The sequence below is a fragment of the Vibrio coralliirubri genome (assembly GCF_024347375.1).
GTDB classification, from domain to species: domain Bacteria; phylum Pseudomonadota; class Gammaproteobacteria; order Enterobacterales; family Vibrionaceae; genus Vibrio; species Vibrio coralliirubri.
The window spans coordinates 2730180-2749278 of the sequence record NZ_AP025470.1 but is presented as its reverse complement, the minus strand read 5'-3'; the positions used below and the strand labels follow the sequence as shown (position 1 = coordinate 2749278).

Sequence of the window (19099 nt, the reverse complement as noted above, 5' to 3'; positions counted from 1 at the left end):
GAGCAGAATGAGATATCAGGAATCTAGTTTTTCGAGGAAGTGATTTCTTTAGTTTTTGTTTACCACTGTCAGAAATGAAGAGCTATCTGTAAGTCGGTTAGGGTAATTAACCGTCATCCCAGAATCGAGTAGAACGAGATATCAGGGATCTGCTTTGGTTTTTATGTGCAAGGCGACACTTATAAATGAGCGAAGATACGAAGCTTTAACGAATGCTGCTCTATTAATTGAAGCCCGATCACACTTTTCTTTGTTGTTGAAAAGAATACGAAAAAAATCGCATTTTTTATTAAAGCTTCTAATTAAGGGGCCGTTAAAGGGATTGAGAGAAATGATATGTACCAATGTAAGGTGAGAGAGACACTGGTGCATAAACAAATTGACATGTATTTGTGTGAGGTGAGAGTCACATAAGTGCATTAAAAATGCCTAAAGGAGATCAACTATGGCGATTAATGTAAACACTAATGTGTCTGCAATGACGGCTCAGCGCTACCTGAATAGCGCGGCTGAAGGTACTCAAAAATCAATGGAGCGTTTGTCTTCTGGCTATAAAATCAATAGCGCAAAAGATGATGCTGCAGGCCTACAAATCTCTAACCGCTTAACGTCGCAAAGCCGTGGCCTAGATATGGCTGTGAAAAACGCGAATGACGGTATCTCTATTGCACAGACAGCTGAAGGTGCGATGAATGAGTCAACCAACATTCTGCAACGTATGCGTGACCTTTCTCTTCAATCTTCAAATGGTTCAAACAGCAAATCTGAACGTGTTGCGATCCAAGAAGAAGTATCTGCTCTAAACACAGAACTTAACCGTATTGCTGAAACGACCTCTTTTGGTGGTAACAGGCTTCTTAACGGTACTTACGGTAGCCAATCTTTCCAAATCGGCGCAGACTCCGGTGAAGCTGTAATCCTTTCTATGAGCAACATGCGTACCGACACTCAAGACATGGGTGGCAAGAGCTACGGCGTAGAAGAAGGCAAAGATGCTTCTTGGCGTGTAGGTGCTGGTGCTGATCTAACGATTAAGTACAACGATAAGTTTGGTGAAGCTCAAGAGTTGTCTATTTCTGCGAAAGAAGGCAACGATATCGAAGAGCTAGCAACTTACATCAATGGTCAAAGCCAAGACGTTAAAGCGTCTGTGGGTGAAGGCGGTAAACTGCAACTTTTCGCTTCAAGTCAAAAAGTTGAAGGTGATGTTGAGTTTGGCGGCAGCCTTGCGGGTGAACTAGGTATCGGTGCTGGTAAAGACGTTACCGTTAACGATATCGACGTAACTTCTGTTGCAGGTGCAAACGAAGCAGTATCTATCATTGATGGTGCTCTAAAATCTGTTGATAGCCAACGTGCTTCTCTAGGTGCTTTCCAAAACCGTTTTGACCACGCAATCAGCAACTTAGACAACATCAACGAAAACGTTAATGCGTCTAAGAGCCGTATCAAAGATACCGATTACGCGAAAGAAACAACAGCTATGACTAAGTCTCAAATCCTACAACAGGCGAGTACTTCTATCCTAGCTCAAGCAAAACAGTCACCATCAGCAGCTCTAAGCTTATTGGGCTAAACTTACCTCGGTAAGTAGCGGTAAACTCTACTCTGGGTAGAGTTTTACTGTTTGGCTCATAAAGGAGGGAGGGAGAGTGTTATGGAAATATCATCCAACGCATCGAACATCCAGCCTTATGGCTCACCTAATGGCATTAAAATTGCAAGCGATGAAGGTAGTAGTGCGTCGAGTATTTCGCGACTAAAAGAAGCAACATCTTATGACAAGGTAGAGAAATCGAAAGAGGAAGCTACCGAAGCGGCGATTCAATTAGCTCAACATAGACAAGAGTTAAATGATGAAGAGCGAGTCAAAATGGTAGAGAAGGTAAACGAGTTTATCTCCTCTCTTAATAAAGGTGTGGCTTTTAAGGTCGATGAAGAATCTGGGAGAGATGTGGTTACCATTTATGAGACCACAACCGGTGATATTATTCGCCAGATCCCTGATGAAGAAATGCTTGAAATTCTAAGACGCCTAGCAGCCCAAAACTCGAATAGTCGAATATTTGAGGTGAAGGTTTAAGTCGTATTATTGAGGTGATTTAATGAGTTTTGGCCCAATGGGGATTTCGTCTGGCATGGATATCAATTCCATGGTCAGCAAAATTGTTGATTCGGAGCGTGTACCTAAACAGCAACGAATCGACAATGAACGAACGCGAATCGATACCAGCATTAGTGCCTATGGAAGACTCAGAGAATCCCTTGATTCGATGAAAAACCTGATGACAAACTTTCGTCAGGAAAAAGCTTTTGCTGTGCGAACAGTCGAAAGTACCGATGAAGGTCTTGTCTCTGCAACCGCGACTACCGAAGCGATCGCTGGCAAATATGCCATCGATGTGTTGCAGCTTGCCCAAAGCCATAAAGTGGCTTCTGATGTACTGTCAGAGGACATGAAATTTGGCCCAGGTAAGCTGCAGGTTTCGCTTGGTGATGACAGCTTTGATGTGCAAGTTGGCGACAGATCGAGACTTATCGAAGTTGTTCGTGGTATCAACGGTGCAGATAGCAACCCAGGCGTTCGTGCATCTATTATCAACGATGTCGAAGGTCCAAGACTTATTATTGCCTCGAACCAGTCTGGTTCCGATCAGCAGATCAGCATTAATGTTGAGTCAGATGCTGCCAATCCCCTGAAAAAACTCGAATACAAAACGCTTGAAGAACGTGTTAAAGCGCTAGAGAAAGCGCGCGTTGCTGCTCAAGATATTCTAGCTCTAACCCCCGCAGGAAAAGCCGTCGAACTCATCGATGAAGTGATCGCTAGCGATGACCCAAATGCGAATGAAACACGCGATAAAGATGGCAATATTATCCCAGCAGCCCAAACCGATTCTACTTCAGATGTTGACGGAGACTCTAAAAGTCTCAGCTACGGTGAGCAAGCAGCCGCCGACGGCCAAGCTGCCCTAGACGCAGCTCAAGCGGCAAAGTCGGTGATGCCTGAAGACAATATCCCTGGTTGGACTGAAACCGCGTCAGGTACGCTTTTAGATTCTTACTACACACCAGAACTTGAGCTTGATGAAAAAGCGATAGAGAAGGCACCCGATGTGCCGGGGTGGTCAAATGCTGCCTCAGGTACTCTGACCGATTCATACGTGACACCGAAAGAAGCCCAACAAAAGCTTGAGGCTGAGCAAGCGCGTATCGAAGAGAAGATTTCACAAGAAAAAGCGGAGTTGGCTGAGAAAGTTCAAAAAGGCGAACTCACCGCAGAACAAGCCAAGAAAATTGAGCGTGCCAAATTAGAACCCGAAGAGCGAGAGCTTTTAGAGAAGGTCGATAAAGCACAAGCTGACCTCGAACAAGCACAGCAATCTTTTGATACCTATAGCGGTATGACTGAAGTTCAGGCTGGCCAAGATTCTATGGTTGTCCTAGATGGTGTCGCTCAGCTGTCTAGTAATAACAATGTGATTGAAGATGCCGTTGAAGGTATTGATATTACGGTGAAAGGAAAAACGCCAAAAGATAAGCCGCCGGCAGAAATTGGTGTGGAGTACGACCGTAACAGTGTTCGCCAAGATATCGAATCCTTTGTGAGCTCTTATAACCAGTTCTATCAAGTGTCGAAAGACCTCGCCGGTGTTGATCCAACGACGGGTCGAAAAGGCCCGCTTTCTGGTGACAGTACAGTACGTAACGCCGACTCTCGATTGAAAGGGGTGTTCTCATCAAGTATCGAAGGTGCGCCAGACAACCTTAAGTCTTTGACTGAATTCGGCATCACCACCACAAGGCAAGGCTCGCTAGAAATCAACTACGACATGCTTGATCGTCAACTCAACAACAACTTCGATAAATTGGGTGAGTTCTTTGGTGGCAATAACGGTTTCGCCAAAAAAGTGGAAGATGCGATTCAAGGTATCACAGGTATTACGGGTTCAATCCGTACTAGAGAGAAGAGCTTGGTCGAGCAAAACTACCGCTTGGTTGATGACCAAAGCGCGCTTGACCGTCGCATGGACAGCCTAGAGAGCCGCACGCACTCTAAGTTCACGGCCATGCAAGATGCGACCAGTAAGATGCAATCTCAGCTGGGCAGTATGATGAATGCGTTGGGCTAATAGATGAATAGCCAGCTACAAGAGCTTTGTGAACTCGATCAACTAATTATCTCTAAACTGGAATTTAGTGAAATTAATGCTGAAGAAATAACGCAGCTTGTCGATAACAGAGAACAGTTATTGCAAAACGTGCTTCAAATAATCGACTCACATCCCGACGTTAAGCAAAGTTCTGAATGGTTTGAAGCCATTACCAGAACCAGAAAATTAGTCGAATTGATGCAGTCTGAGACGAGTCGAGTAGGTAGGACCCTACATAAATACCGTCACGGCGCTAAATCAGTTCAACAATACAAAAAGTTTTTATAGAAGAGGTTTACTATGCGCGGTTCTTTACAGGCATATAAAAAGGTATCAGTGGATAGTCAGCTAACGGCTGCCTCACCGCATAAGATTGTACAAATGCTAATGGCCGGTGCTATCGAGCGTTTGATTCAAGGCAAAGCGGCAATGCAAGCAGGCAACATCCCAGTGAAAGGTGAGCGACTTGGTAAGGCTCTAGATATCATTATTAGCCTACGTAGTTGCCTATCTATGGACGATGGTGGCGATATTGCGAAAAACCTAGATCAACTTTATGAGTTCATGATCACGCAAATTTCTGCGGCAAATCACAAAAATGACCCACAGCCTATTGATGATGTTATCGATATTATTCGCGAAATTAAGAGCGCTTGGGACCAAATTCCGAACGAATATCACAACTTGACGTCCGCTGACGTAGGCATTTAAAGAAAAATTGCAGTTTTAACCAATCTCATATCCCTTAATTGGTTGGTTGCCTTATTTTTTTAATCAAATAAAATAGAAGCCATTAGATAGCCTAATGGCTTTTTTCGTTGCTGATTTCCTAAATTTGTCCACGTAGACCATAATCATTGATACATCTCACTGTTTTATAGACTACGTTGCTCACCGTTTTTCCGCATCGCACCAAAATAAAGGCAATAATTCCTACTTATGCAAGGTTTGGCAAAACTGCTTGTCGTCGACGATAACGCTCAAGATCGTCACAATTTAAGCACAATATTAGAGTTTGTAGGAGAGAGCTGCGAAGTAATCAGCTCTGAACAAGCACGTAAAGTTGACTGGTCACTACAGTGGGCCGGCTGCATTATTGGTACCATTAAAGGTAAAGGCTTCAACGCATTACTGAATGAGAAGCTTGTTCACGCCAATCACATCCCTTTACTGGTGATTGGCAAAAACAATCACCCGGTTGACGAGTTGACTAACTATGTTGGTGAGCTTGAACTTCCTCTTAACTACCCGCAATTAAGTGATGCATTAAGACACTGTAAAGATTTCTTAGGCCGCAAAGGTGTTCAAGTTGTGTCTTCGGCACGCAAGAACACCCTGTTTCGCAGCCTAGTAGGACAAAGTGCTGGCATTCAAGAAGTACGTCACTTAATTGAACAAGTCTCTTCTACGGAAGCGAACGTGCTGATTCTTGGTGAATCTGGTACAGGCAAAGAAGTCGTAGCGCGTAACATTCACTATCACTCTAAACGTCGTTCAGGGCCTTTTGTTCCTGTAAACTGTGGCGCGATTCCACCTGATTTGCTTGAAAGTGAACTGTTTGGTCATGAGAAGGGCGCATTTACTGGGGCGATTACCGCACGTAAAGGCCGTTTTGAATTGGCTGAAGGTGGCACACTGTTTCTTGATGAAATTGGCGATATGCCGATGGCGATGCAAGTTAAGCTGCTACGAGTACTGCAAGAGCGATGCTTTGAGCGTGTAGGTGGCAACAGCACCATACAAGCTGATGTTCGAGTGATTGCGGCAACGCACCGCAACCTTGAAGATATGATCGACGATGATTCGTTCCGTGAAGATCTTTACTACCGCTTGAATGTATTCCCGATTGAAATGCCGGCACTTCAAGACCGTAAAGAAGATATTCCACTGTTGCTTCAAGAGCTGATGACTCGAATGGAAGCGGAAGGCAGCATGCCTATCTGTTTCACGGCTCGTGCTATCAACTCTTTGATGGAGCATTACTGGCCAGGTAACGTTCGTGAACTAGCGAACCTGGTTGAGCGAATGGTTATCTTGTATCCAAACAGCTTGGTTGATGTGAATCACCTGCCAACTAAATATCGATACAGCGATATCCCTGAGTTCCAGCCAGAGTTTAATAGCTTTGGATCTGAAGAGGAGCAAGAGCGTGATGCACTTGCTGACTTGTTCTCAGAAGATTTCAGCTTTGATCAGCAAGATGATATTGCCGACAATGCTAATGCGCCTCAAGAGTTACCGCCAGAAGGGGTTAACTTGAAAGAGCTCCTCGCGGATATGGAAGTGAATATGATCAATCAAGCGTTGGAAGCGCAGGGCGGCATTGTTGCTCGTGCTGCTGACATGCTTGGAATGCGTAGAACCACTCTGGTTGAAAAAATGCGTAAATATAACTTGCAGCGATAGTATCCAGTTTTCGATGAAAACGAAAAACTAGCACACACTTTTTAGCTATTTGGTAACTCTAGCTAAGTGAACAGATAAACCATAGTCGAGTTGTTGCTTGCTTAACTATGTGATAAATATAGCAAATAGCCTGACTCGTGTTGTACGTCTCAGGCTGTTTTAGTATTTGAGGCAAATTTTTGACATGCACGTATCTAACGAACCAGAAAATCAATCACACCTAGATTCTGTTGAACAGCAGGTTGAGCGCTATAAGCAAGTACTCGACGTGATGCCAGCAGGGGTCATCTTGTTAGATACACACGGCGAAGTGAGAGAAGCGAACCCTGAAGCGCACCGTATTCTTGGTGTTGAGTTAGTTGGCGAGAAGTGGTTTTCAGTGATTCAAAGTGCCTTCGACCCAAAAGACGATGACGGTCATGAGATCTCATTGAAGAACGGGCGAAAAGTGCGTTTGGCGATTTCAGCCTCTACCACGGGTCAGCTGATTTTGATTACCGATCTGACCGAGACCCGACTCTTGCAGTCTCGCGTGAGTGATCTTCAGCGTTTGTCTTCATTAGGCAGAATGGTGGCCTCGCTTGCCCATCAGGTTCGTACGCCGCTTTCAAGTGCAATGCTGTATGCATCAAATCTTGCCGCGCCAAACCTGCCGCCGGCAACAAAGACACGTTTTCAATCTAAGCTTATGGATAGATTGCATGACTTAGAGAAGCAAGTGAACGACATGTTGTTGTTTGCCAAAGGTGGTGACAACAAAGTCGTTAAGCCATTTACTGTGGCTGAATTGATTACCGAATTTCACCCTATGGTGGAAGCGGCATTGAAAACTAACCAGATTGATTATTGCCAAGAAGTTGAGGGCGAACAGACTCAAATGTTCGGCAACGCCAATGCTATCGCCTCAGCGTTAAGCAACCTAGTGTTGAACGCGGTTCAAATTGCGGGTAAGGAATCGCAGATCGATGTGTTTTTTAGGCCCGTAAATGGCGAGCTTAAGATATCAGTGCAAGATAGTGGCCCCGGCGTACCGAAAGAGCTTCAAGGTAAAATTATGGAACCCTTCTTTACCACTCGTTCACAAGGTACAGGTCTAGGCTTAGCGGTTGTACAAATGGTATGTCGAGCACATGAAGGCCGACTGGAATTGATATCAGAAGAAGGCGACGGCGCATGTTTTACCATGTGTCTACCGCTTGAAAGAAGTGCTTCTTCTGAAGACTAATAAGTTTTAACTGAATTTACACTGGAGAATCCTATGGCTCAAAGCAAAGTGTTAATCGTCGAAGATGATGAAGGTCTACGCGAAGCCCTTGTCGACACTCTCGCGCTTGCTGGCTATGAATGGCTGGAAGCGGATTGTGCGGAAGATGCTCTGGTCAAATTAAAATCGAACTCCGTTGATATTGTCGTATCTGACGTGCAGATGGCGGGCATGGGTGGCTTGGCGCTATTGAGAAACATCAAGCAGCATTGGCCAAATTTGCCGGTATTGCTAATGACAGCGTACGCCAACATCGAAGATGCCGTTGCTGCAATGAAAGAGGGCGCTATCGACTATATGGCAAAGCCATTTGCGCCGGAAGTGCTGCTCAACATGGTCAGCCGTTATGCCCCTGTAAAGTCGGATGACAATGGCGACGCTATCGTTGCTGATGAGAAAAGTATCAAGCTAATGATGCTGGCTGATAAAGTTGCGAAAACCGATGCCAACGTCATGGTGTTGGGCCCAAGTGGTTCTGGTAAAGAGGTGATGTCTCGCTACATTCACAATGCTTCTAGCCGAAAAGATGGCCCGTTTGTCGCGATTAACTGCGCGGCGATCCCAGACAACATGTTAGAAGCGACCCTGTTTGGTTATGAAAAAGGCGCATTTACTGGCGCTATTCAAGCTTGCCCGGGCAAATTCGAGCAAGCGCAGGGCGGTACGATTCTGTTGGATGAGATCAGTGAGATGGATCTTAGCCTACAAGCCAAACTACTGCGTGTTTTGCAAGAACGCGAAGTTGAGCGATTAGGTAGTCGTAAGAGCATCAAATTGGATGTTCGTGTATTAGCGACCAGTAACCGAGACCTTAAACAGTATGTTTCTGAAGGGAATTTCCGTGAGGATTTATACTACCGCTTGAATGTATTCCCAATTTCTTGGCCACCACTGTGTGAGCGAAAAGGTGATATTGAGCCTTTAGCCAAGCACTTAGTTGAGCGTCATTGCACCAAACTTGGTATGCCTGTACCGGTTATGTCAGCGCAAGCGATCAGCAAACTCGTCAATTATCCGTGGCCGGGCAATGTTCGCGAATTAGACAATGTGGTACAGCGTGCGTTAATATTGAGCGAACAAGAGAACATCTCTGGTGAGCATATCCTTCTTGAAGGTGTCGATTGGCAAGACGCAAGCAGCCTACAACAAATCGTCGAAGGCAGTGACGTAGCTGCGCCAGAAATCAAGCCTATTGCCGAAGCAAACCCAATCAATAAAATCGCGGCTAGCAGCGAAGGGTTAGGTAATGAGCTTAGAGATCAAGAGTATGCGATCATTCTTGAAACCCTGATTGCATGTAATGGCCGACGCAAAGATATGGCAGAAAAACTGGGCATTAGCCCTCGTACACTGCGTTACAAATTGGCTAAAATGCGCGATGCTGGAATAGATATCCCAAACTAAGGATAGATTAGTAGTGTCAGCTTTCTGACTAGTGTAATACGATATCTAGTCAATTTAATGTGTGGCACGCTAATTGCTCTGTCAATAATATAGCTAAATAGATGGTCATAATTTTGACTCCTGAGGTAGTAGATGAGAATAGATGGTTTACAAGGCGAAATGCAGGCAATGATGGTCGAAGCTGCCAGCGCGCGTCCCGCAGCAACGGGGCAAGCGGTCGGTGCAGATTTTGGCAACATGCTGACTAATGCCATCAATAATGTGAACTCATTACAAAAGACCTCAGGTGATCTTCAAGCTCGTTTTGATAGTGGCGACCAAAGCGTATCCCTATCGGACGTGATGATTGCTCGTAATAAATCTAGTGTGGCTTTTGAGGCGACGATCCAAATTAGAAATAAATTGGTTGAATCGTACAAAGAGCTGATGAATATGCCGGTATAAGTTGGGTAGTTAAATAGTGGCAGATAATAGTCAAACAACAGATTTAACCGTAAGCGATAGCAACGACCATGCACTGATTGCAGGCTCTGAGCTAGACGGAGAAGGGCAAAATCCCGATCTAGGTGAACGCAGTTCATCGAAGTTCGATATGGCTGTCGGTGATCTTGATTTACTTCGTCAGGTCGTCTTAGTCCTTTCTATCTCTATCTGTGTAGCGCTGATTGTGATGCTGTTTTTCTGGGTGAAAGAACCAGAAATGCGTCCATTAGGGGCTTACGAAACAGAAGAATTGATCCCCGTTCTTGATTACTTAGATCTGCAAAAGATCGATTACACGCTTGAAGGCAATACCATCTCAGTACCGGCGAGTGAGTACAACTCATTAAAGCTTAATATGGTACGAGCGGGTTTGAACCAAGAGCGAAACGCGGGTGATGACATCCTCATGCAAGACATGGGTTTTGGTGTATCACAACGTTTAGAACAAGAACGCCTTAAATTAAGCCGTGAAAGACAACTTGCCAAAGCCATTGAGCAGATGAAACAGGTGCGTAAAGCTCAGGTTTTATTGGCCCTGCCGAAGCAGAGTGTTTTTGTACGTCATAATCAAGAAGCTTCCGCTTCCGTATTCCTGACCCTGAAAACAGGTACTAATCTCAAGCAGCAAGAAGTCGATTCTGTTGTGGATATGGTGGCAAGTGCTGTTCCGGGAATGAAAACCTCACGTATTACGGTGACCGATCAGCATGGTCGATTGTTGAGCTCAGGCTCTCAAGACCCTATGTCAGCGGCGCGTCGTAAAGAACACGAGTTAGAGCGCAATCAAGAACAAGCGCTGCGTGAAAAAATTGACTCTATCCTGATTCCTATTCTTGGGTTTGGTAACTACACCGCTCAGGTTGATATTCAGCTCGATTTCAGTGCTGTGGAGCAAACCAGAAAACGTTTTGATCCGAATACACCGGCGACTCGAAGTGAATACACCTTAGAAGATTACAACAACGGCAATACTGTGGCAGGTATTCCGGGTGCGTTGAGTAACCAGCCTCCAGCGGATGCCTCAATTCCACAAGATGTGGCTCAGATGAAAGACGGCGCGATGACAGGCCAAGGCTCTGTTCACAAAGAAGCGACCCGAAACTTTGAGCTAGACACCACCATCAGTCATGAACGTAAACAGAGCGGCACGGTTAATCGCCAGACGGTTTCTGTTGCGATCAAAGACCGCCAATCCTTGAACCCAGATACGGGTGAAGTGGTTCATACTCCGATTCCGGCGAGCGAGATCAATGCGATTCGCCAAGTACTGATTGGTACGGTGGGCTTTGATGAAACTCGTGGTGATTTGCTAAACGTATTAAGCATGCAGTTTGCACCTCAAGTAACAGATGTTGTTGCTGATGTACCAATCTGGGAGCATCCAAACTTCAATGATTGGGTTCGTTGGTTTGCAAGTGCCTTGGTTATTATTGTGGTGGTGTTGGTACTTGTTCGCCCTGCAATGAAGAAACTGCTTAACCCAGCAGCAGACAACGATGAACAGATGTACGGCCCTGATGGTATGCCAATTGGTGCCGACGGCGAAACCAGCTTAATTGGTGGTGATATTGAAGGTGGTGAGCTGTTTGAATTTGGTTCAAGTATCGACTTACCAAACCTTCATAAAGACGAGGACGTGCTGAAAGCAGTACGTGCACTTGTAGCGAATGAACCAGAGCTAGCAGCTCAAGTAGTTAAGAATTGGATGGTAGATGGCTAACGAAATAGTTCCACAACAAACTGAAGGCGGTGAAGTGCTTGATGTCTCTAGCGTGGATATCGGCTCTATCTCAGGCGATGAGCGCGCTGCGATCTTGTTGCTCAGTTTAAATGAAGAAGACGCTGCTGGTATTATTCGTCACCTAGAGCCAAAGCAGGTTCAGCGTGTGGGTAGTGCGATGGCGCGAGCTACAGACCTATCCCAAGAGAAAGTAGGCGCTGTGCACCGTGCTTTCTTAGATGATATTCAGAAGTACACCAACATTGGTATGGGCAGCGAAGACTTCATGCGTAATGCGTTAGTTGCTGCTCTGGGTGAAGACAAGGCGAATAACCTTGTTGACCAAATCCTTCTTGGTACAGGTTCGAAAGGCTTGGATTCGCTTAAGTGGATGGATCCTCGTCAGGTGGCGAGCATTATCATCAATGAGCACCCTCAAATTCAAACTATTGTGTTGTCGTACCTCGATGCCGATCAATCGGCTGAGATCCTGTCTCAGTTCCCAGAGCGCGTTCGTCTGGATCTGATGATGCGTATTGCCAACCTTGAAGAAGTTCAACCTTCGGCGCTTGCTGAACTGAACGAAATCATGGAGAAACAGTTCGCGGGTCAAGCGGGTGCTCAAGCAGCCAAAATTGGTGGTCTGAAAGCCGCGGCTGAGATCATGAACTACATGGACAACAACGTGGAAGGCGTCTTGATGGATCAAATCCGTGATCAAGACGAAGACATGGCAACGCAGATTCAAGATCTGATGTTTGTCTTTGAAAACCTTATTGAAGTTGATGACCAAGGTGTTCAACGTCTACTACGTGATGTTCCACAAGACATTCTACAGAAAGCACTTAAAGGTGCCGATGAAGGTCTACGTGAGAAGATCTTCAAGAACATGTCTAAACGTGCTGCCGATATGATGAGAGACGATATTGAGGCGATGCCGCCAGTGAAAGTCTCTGACGTTGAAGCGGCTCAGAAAGAGATTTTGGGTATTGCGAGGAAGATGGCAGACAGTGGCGAAATTATGCTGTCTGGTGGCGCCGACGAGTTCCTTTAATACAGAAACCTCAAAAGCCCCACACTGTTGGGGCTTTTCTTTATCCAATCTCGAACTACAGATTAACTCAGTTTAACTGCTTGAATTCACAATACAGTTAAGCTCACTCATAGATAGGTACTGATATGTCAGGTGATAGAAAACGCGGCTTCCTTCGCCCTGAAGAAGATAATACGGTTGCCCAACCTCAGAAATGGGGGCTGCCTGACTACACCTCTGATGTGAGTAAACAAGCCAAAGAAACCGCCTTTAACTACGACCCTAGTTGGATGCCAACGGTTGAAGAAGCCATTGAAGACGAAGAACTGGTTCTGACTGAAGAGCAAATCGAGCTGATTAAACAAGGTGCTTATCAGGAAGGACTGCATCAGGGCCAAGAGGCGGGCTTTAAGCAAGGTTATGAAAAAGGCAAAGAAGAAGGTTTTGCCGCAGGTCACGAAGAAGGCAACGAGGCCGGCAAGCTTGAAGGTGTAACCGCGGGCCAAGAATATATCCAACAGCAAGTGGCCGTCTTCATGGGGCTGGCAAACCAGTTCGCTCAACCATTAGAGCTGATGAACGCTCAGGTGGAGAAGCAATTGGTCGACATGGTGCTTACCATGGTCAAAGAAGTGGTTCATGTTGAAGTGCAAACCAACCCACAAATCATATTAGATACCGTTAAAGAATCGGTAGAGTCGTTGCCGATCTCTGGTCACGCAATCACATTGAAGCTTAACCCAGAAGATGTGGCGATCATTCGCTCTGCTTATGGCGAAACTGAGTTGGATTGCCGTAATTGGACGCTGGTCGCAGAGCCGGCACTTAACCGTGGTGATGTACAAATTGAAGCGGGTGAGTCGAGTGTTAACTACCGCATGGAAGATCGCGTAAAGAACGTCATTCAAAACTTCTGTGGCGCAAATCGTCACCAAGGTCATGAGTAATGCTTGAGTTAGTGAATCGTCTCAGTCAGTACAAAGTCGAGGGGCTAAAATCGCGACCAATTGCCTCTGGTAAGTTAGTACGCGTTGTTGGCTTAACGCTTGAAGCGACCGGCTGTAAAGCGCCAATCGGCAGTTTGTGTTTAGTGGAAACCATGTCTGGTCAGATGGAAGCCGAAGTCGTCGGTTTCTCTGGCGATAACCTATTTTTGATGCCGAGTGAACAAATCACCGGGATCTTACCTGGCGCTCGCGTCACACCAATGACCACCGAAAGTGGTATCCCTGTTGGAATGGAACTGCTCGGTCGAGTGATCGACGGCGTTGGTAATCCACTCGACGGTTTAGGTCCAATCTATACCGAGCAACGCGCTTCATTTAATGCGGAACCAATCAACCCGTTAGCACGTAAACCGATTTCTGAGCCACTCGATGTCGGCTTGAAAGCGATTAATGGTTTGCTAACCGTGGGTAAAGGGCAGCGTATCGGCCTGTTTGCAGGTTCTGGTGTGGGTAAGTCGGTCACGCTGGGGATGATGACTCGAGGCACTACTGCGCAAGTGGTGGTGGTCGGTCTAATCGGTGAGCGTGGACGAGAAGTTAAAGAGTTTATTGAAGAAATTCTTGGTGAAGATGGCCGTAAGCGTTCGGTTGTTGTTGCCGCTCCTGCCGACTCATCACCATTGATGCGCTTAAAAGGCTGTCAAACCGCGCTGGCTGTCGCCGAGTATTTCCGCGACCAAGGCTTAGATGTTCTGCTACTCATGGATTCATTGACCCGTTTTGCTCAGGCTCAGCGTGAAATTGCTTTGTCTGTGGGGGAGCCGCCAGCAACCAAAGGTTATCCGCCATCAGTTTTCGCCAAGCTCCCTGCGCTGGTGGAACGTGCGGGTAATGGTGACGATGAGCAAGGTTCGATCACGGCCTTCTTTACCGTGTTAACCGAAGGCGATGACCTACAAGATCCGATTGCCGATGCGTCGCGAGCGATTCTCGATGGTCACGTTGTGTTGTCGCGTGAAATGGCCGATGCCGGTCATTATCCTGCGATTGATGTTGAGAAATCCGTCAGTCGTGTTATGCCGCAAATCACTACTGAAGAACATGTCTTGATGTCGAAAGCGGTAAGGCAAGTGCTGTCTATCTGTCGTAAAAACCAAGATTTGGTGTCGATTGGTGCTTACAAGCCAGGAACGGATCCAGCAATCGATAGTGCCTTCACGTTGAAACCAAAACTGGATGAGTACTTGCAGCAGAAGATGAAAGAGACCGTTCCATACGATATGTGCGTCAACATGTTGAAGCATGTCTTGGGTGGCTAACGAGTGAATAAGGTTAGTCATGGATAACGCATTAGAATTTTTGCTCGATCAAGCTAAAGATCAAGAGAACCAAGCTGTACTCGCGCTCAACAAAGCGAACTCTGAGCTGCAAGGTTACTATGAGCAAGTTGCGCAGATTGAAAAGTATCGACTGGATTACTGTCAGCAGCTCGTTGACCGCGGCAAGGCTGGTTTAACGGCGAGCCAATATGGTCACTTGAACCGCTTCTTAACTCAGTTGGATGAGACATTATCCAAACAGAGAGAAGCCGAGCACCACTTTAAAAATCAAGTCGACAACTGCCAAAGCTACTGGATGGAGTTACGCAAAAAACGTAAATCCTACGAGTGGTTGATGGAGAAAAAGCAGAAAGAGAAAGCAAAGCTGCAAGATCAAAGAGAGCAAAAGCAAATGGATGAGTTCTCGACTCTGTTATACAGCCGAAAGAAGATGTGATCCTAAGCCACGAATGACGTCAGTGCTGTTCTCGATATTGTGAGAACCGAACTTATAGGCATGTTTCTTGCTCCGTTTTATATAAAATTGCGCGTTATGCCCACCAAAGGCATGAAAAGCATCCGACTTTCTTTTTGTTGCCTGATTCATGGTAGCAAAGCTAGTAGATAGAGCTTGTATATATGAATGTTAGTCTTTCCTCAAATTCAGCGACCAACAAAACGTCATCGTTGTTGGACACCGGTTCTGCCTCTTCCAAGGTAGAAGAAACCGGCGACTCTAAAGGTTTCTTTGAGTCCTTTAAAGAAGCGCTTGGCTTTGAAGAAAGTGACAGTAAAGCCGCAGCAAAAGACACAGAAAGTACCACGAAACCTGATACTAAACAGGCCTCTACCGAAGGTGAAGCGTCAGCCGAAACGAGCAAAGCTGATTCAGCAGAACCAAAGGCTACTGACGAAGTGAGCGAAGCAAAAAGCAAGCAAGCAGCTTCAGAAGCAGAAGGCGAGAAAGCTGCTGATAAAACATCAGCAGAGTCTGGATCTGAGGCTCAGCTCAAAGCCAATTCGGGCACTGATAGCACTGTCGCTGATAAGACTGTCGCAGATAAGGCAGATAAGGCAGATGGTAAAGATGCGCAGGCTACGACTAACGGTTCTAAAGAACAGGTTGCTCAATCTCAAACTCAGGCTTCATCAGCTGTAGATGGAGCTACGCAGGCATCGCAAGCTAATGCAGCGATGAGTGAAGGCAATAAATTGCTTGGTCAATTGGATGAGGCAAACAAAACTCTCAATCAAGCGCCAAACGGCAAAGGCTTGCCTCAGCAAGGTCAGGTAGATCAAGCCCAAGGTAATATCACCGGTGCTTCTGTTGCAGGAGCTTCCGTTACGGATAAGGCGACACAACAAGCTAAGGTTGCAAATCAAGAGAAGAGCCTTGAAGTCGATTCTGAAATCGCTGTACTTACCGGAGGTAAGGGGGTTTCTCAGCTGACTGATGCTGAAATTCGACAGTTAATGGATAAAGGCGTCACTCCAGAACAAATTGAAGCCAGTATGAGCCGAGAGCTGAGCCAAAAGAATGCTGCTAGTGCGGTTACTGCCGATCAGAGCCAAGCATTGTCAGCCGCGGATATTGAACTGGCAAAGCAAGTAGATGCCCATACCAAAGCGCTAAACCAATTGAATGGACAAATCGAATCAGAGCAGTCTGTTGTCGATAGCTTGCTTGAGAAGCAACAAAGTGGTGCTAAGTTGACGGTTGATGAGCAAGCCGCTTTGGCTAAAGCGACCTCTAACCTAGACCTGTTGAATCAACAGCTCGCTAACGTTCAACAACAAGCAACAGCTTTGCTAAGTCAAGCTCCGGCTGTGAACGGCGCGCTCGGTGAACCCGCTGCTATCGATTGGGATAATACGGATTCAAGCGAAACTAAAGCCTTAGCTGCGGCAGTATCAACAGCAGCTGTAGCGACGGCGGCACAACAAGTGTCAGCGCAGGCCGCTTCTCAATCAGCAAACAATGCTGTTACGGATAAGGCGGCGATGCTGCACGCCAATAATGCGCATGCAGCTCAACAAGCTAATGTTGCTTCACCTCAGCAGCAAGCAACGTTGGATCCAGCTTTAACCGCGCAAGGTATGGCGATGAATGCAACGCCAGCTGCCACAAAAGCAGGCTCGACTGATACGCTTCTTAAAGCGGGCGCTGGTGCAGCAGCACTGTCTGGTTTGGGTAAAGCGGGAGCTAAAGAAGATTCTAAAGATTCAACCTTTGCTCAGCAGATCGCTTCTGCAGCTGGTGCACAAGGTACGGCAACGGTGGGTTCAGCACCTACGCGAGCTGAAATTCAAGCTGCTCAACAAGCACCTTTACAGCTCACCAAAGAGCTAGCCAATGAGCAAGTGGCTGAAAAAGTACAAATGATGATGTCTAAGAACCTCAAGAACTTGGACATCCGTCTCGACCCACCAGAACTGGGCCAAATGAAAATCCGCATGACCATGAATAATGACGTGGCAAACGTGCACTTTACCGTGAGCAATCAGCAAGCGAGAGATGTGATTGAACAAACCTTACCTCGCTTGAGAGAGATGCTTGCTCAGCAAGGTCTGCAGCTTGCCGATTCGTCTGTTCAACAACAGAACTCCGGTCAGGGACAAGATAGATACAACAATGGTGAGCAACAATCCGGCGCTAACCGCACAAATGATACGCAAGATGATGAAAACCTTGATAGTGGCAGCAATCTTGAATTGAATGTCGCATCAAAGCGTGATGGAATTAGTTATTATGCCTAATATCAGGCTAAGAACGCTTAGTTAATCGAAAGAACAGGAAGTTAGAGTAAAGTATGGCAGAAGAACAAGATGCACCTAAAGGGAAGAGCAAGCTCCTTATAATCATTATTGCCGTAGTCGTGTTACTGCTTGGTATAGGTGGTGCGCTGTACTTTTTCTTAGGTTCTGACGATAGCGCCTCTGAATCTCAGTCTCAGCCAGCAACAGCTGTGGTCGCGGTAGAGCCTGTTATGTATGTTAATATTCCTCAGCCCTTCTTGTTTAATGTGACAGGTGACAAAAAAGATCGCCTAGTTCAGATAAAAGCACAGCTCATGGTACGTGGCAGTAAGAATGAAGACCTAGCTCGTTACCACTCTCCGCTTGTAGAAAGTACGCTACTGGCCACGTTCGCTTCGGCAACGGTCGACCAATTGCGTTCACCAACCGGACGAGTTGAACTGCGTGACAAGGCAACAGAAGATATTAAAGCAAGCCTGGCTCAAGCTGTTGGCCAGCCTGTGATTGAAAAAGTGTTATTCACTGACTTCGTAATTCAATAGGTAATTTGTGACCGATTTATTAAGCCAAGACGAAATTGATGCGCTGTTACATGGCGTTGATGATGTTGAAGAAGTTGAAGATGTCTTAGAAACCGAAAATGACAATGCGGTCAATTTCGACTTCTCATCTCAAGATCGAATCGTCCGTGGTCGAATGCCGACCCTTGAACTTATTAACGAGCGTTTCGCACGTCATATGCGTATCAGCTTGTTTAATATGTTACGTAAAACGGCTGAAGTGTCGATCAACGGCGTACAAATGATGAAGTTTGGTGAGTACCAAAACACATTGTATGTACCCACCAGTTTAAACATGGTTCGTTTCCGTCCATTGAAAGGTACGGCACTCATCACCATGGAAGCTCGTCTGGTTTTCATTCTCGTAGAGAACTTTTTTGGCGGTGATGGTCGTTTCCACGCCAAGATTGAAGGTCGTGAATTCACGCCTACTGAAAGACGAATCATTCAGTTACTGCTGAAAATTGTTTTTGAAGATTACAAAGAAGCTTGGTCGCCAGTGATGGGGGTTGAGTTTGAATACTTGGATTCTGAAGTGAACCCAAGTATGGCGAACATTGTGAGCCCAACCGAAGTGATTGTTGTGAGTTCGTTCCACATTGAAGTGGATGGTGGTGGTGGTGACTTCCACGTTGTCATGCCTTATTCCATGGTTGAGCCGATCCGTGAACTGCTTGATGCGGGTGTTCAATCAGACAAGATGGAAACCGATGTTCGTTGGAGTACCGCACTGCGTGATGAAATCATGGACGTGCCCGTTAACTTCCGTGTGAACTTGTTAGAGCAAGACATCTCCCTTCGTGACCTGATGGAGCTGCGCCCTGGTGACGTTATCCCAATGAACATGCCTGAGCACGCAACCATGTTTGTCGAAGAACTGCCGACTTATCGTGTGAAAATGGGACGTTCTGGTGAGAAGCTTGCAGTACAGATTTCGGAAAAAATTCAAAGACCACATGTGGTTAAAACTGATCTCGCTTTTCTAGGTAAAGACTTAATGTCTGAACTCGAAAACAGCGATGATGACGAATAGAAAAATAGATAAAAGTATA

General features: G+C 46.1%; 17 protein-coding genes. All 17 read left to right on the top strand.

The features are described 5' to 3' along the window. Positions 1 to 445 precede the first annotated feature (445 nt). The 17 genes from OCV20_RS12455 (at position 446) to fliM (ending at position 19080) form a co-directional block, all read left to right on the top strand. Positions 446 to 1576 (top strand): flagellin, encoded by a 1131-nt coding sequence (locus OCV20_RS12455; RefSeq protein ID WP_048607820.1) that lies wholly within the window; start codon positions 446 to 448, stop codon positions 1574 to 1576. An 81-nt stretch (positions 1577 to 1657) separates the two neighbouring features. Continuing rightward, positions 1658 to 2083: a flagellar protein FlaG gene (gene flaG, locus OCV20_RS12450; protein ID WP_048607821.1), complete on the top strand. Its 426-nt coding sequence runs from the start codon at positions 1658 to 1660 to the stop codon at positions 2081 to 2083. A gap of 22 nt (positions 2084 to 2105) precedes the next feature. After that, positions 2106 to 4133, top strand: a complete 2028-nt coding sequence (fliD, locus tag OCV20_RS12445) for a flagellar filament capping protein FliD (RefSeq protein ID WP_086774082.1) — start codon at positions 2106 to 2108, stop codon at positions 4131 to 4133. 3 nt (positions 4134 to 4136) lie between these two features. Beyond that, positions 4137 to 4442 (top strand): flagellar protein FliT, encoded by a 306-nt coding sequence (gene fliT, locus OCV20_RS12440; protein WP_086774081.1) that lies wholly within the window; start codon positions 4137 to 4139, stop codon positions 4440 to 4442. Positions 4443 to 4454: 12 nt separating this feature from the next. Beyond that, positions 4455 to 4865 carry a flagellar export chaperone FliS gene (fliS, locus tag OCV20_RS12435; protein ID WP_004736194.1) on the top strand — a complete coding sequence of 137 codons (411 nt, stop codon included), beginning with the start codon at positions 4455 to 4457 and terminating at the stop codon, positions 4863 to 4865. Between the two features lie 228 nt (positions 4866 to 5093). Then, positions 5094 to 6560, top strand: coding sequence for a sigma-54 dependent transcriptional regulator (locus tag OCV20_RS12430; protein WP_017064122.1), 1467 nt, complete (start codon positions 5094 to 5096; stop codon positions 6558 to 6560). A 184-nt stretch (positions 6561 to 6744) separates the two neighbouring features. Beyond that, positions 6745 to 7785 carry a sensor histidine kinase gene (locus tag OCV20_RS12425; RefSeq protein WP_019820743.1) on the top strand — a complete coding sequence of 347 codons (1041 nt, stop codon included), beginning with the start codon at positions 6745 to 6747 and terminating at the stop codon, positions 7783 to 7785. Positions 7786 to 7818: 33 nt separating this feature from the next. Next, entirely contained in the window at positions 7819 to 9228 is a 1410-nt protein-coding gene (locus OCV20_RS12420) for a sigma-54-dependent transcriptional regulator (RefSeq protein WP_017060685.1), read from the top strand. 132 nt (positions 9229 to 9360) lie between these two features. Beyond that, positions 9361 to 9672, top strand: a complete 312-nt coding sequence (gene fliE / locus OCV20_RS12415) for a flagellar hook-basal body complex protein FliE (RefSeq protein ID WP_017060684.1) — start codon at positions 9361 to 9363, stop codon at positions 9670 to 9672. A 16-nt stretch (positions 9673 to 9688) separates the two neighbouring features. Further along, the gene (gene fliF, locus OCV20_RS12410) at positions 9689 to 11431 is read left to right on the top strand and encodes a flagellar basal-body MS-ring/collar protein FliF (RefSeq protein ID WP_017060683.1); all 1743 of its coding nucleotides are present in this window, start codon (positions 9689 to 9691) and stop codon (positions 11429 to 11431) included. Then, complete coding sequence (fliG, locus tag OCV20_RS12405) at positions 11424 to 12485, top strand: flagellar motor switch protein FliG (protein ID WP_017060682.1); 1062 nt, start codon at positions 11424 to 11426, stop codon at positions 12483 to 12485. Before fliF ends, fliG begins: the two co-directional genes overlap by 8 nt. Before the next feature lie 125 nt (positions 12486 to 12610). Further along, complete coding sequence (fliH, locus tag OCV20_RS12400) at positions 12611 to 13411, top strand: flagellar assembly protein FliH (protein WP_017060681.1); 801 nt, start codon at positions 12611 to 12613, stop codon at positions 13409 to 13411. Continuing rightward, on the top strand, positions 13411 to 14730 hold the full coding sequence (fliI, locus tag OCV20_RS12395) for a flagellar protein export ATPase FliI (protein WP_086774080.1): 1320 nt from the start codon (positions 13411 to 13413) through the stop codon (positions 14728 to 14730). The genes fliH and fliI overlap by 1 nt, the downstream gene beginning before the upstream one ends. Before the next feature lie 19 nt (positions 14731 to 14749). Further along, positions 14750 to 15187: a flagellar export protein FliJ gene (gene fliJ, locus OCV20_RS12390; protein ID WP_017056876.1), complete on the top strand. Its 438-nt coding sequence runs from the start codon at positions 14750 to 14752 to the stop codon at positions 15185 to 15187. Between the two features lie 182 nt (positions 15188 to 15369). Further along, a complete protein-coding gene (locus OCV20_RS12385; protein ID WP_086774079.1) occupies positions 15370 to 17487 on the top strand; it encodes a flagellar hook-length control protein FliK in 2118 nt (705 codons plus the stop codon). Between the two features lie 53 nt (positions 17488 to 17540). Next, the gene (gene fliL, locus OCV20_RS12380) at positions 17541 to 18029 is read left to right on the top strand and encodes a flagellar basal body-associated protein FliL (protein WP_050621056.1); all 489 of its coding nucleotides are present in this window, start codon (positions 17541 to 17543) and stop codon (positions 18027 to 18029) included. 7 nt (positions 18030 to 18036) lie between these two features. Further along, entirely contained in the window at positions 18037 to 19080 is a 1044-nt protein-coding gene (gene fliM / locus OCV20_RS12375) for a flagellar motor switch protein FliM (protein ID WP_017631770.1), read from the top strand. Positions 19081 to 19099 lie beyond the last annotated feature (19 nt).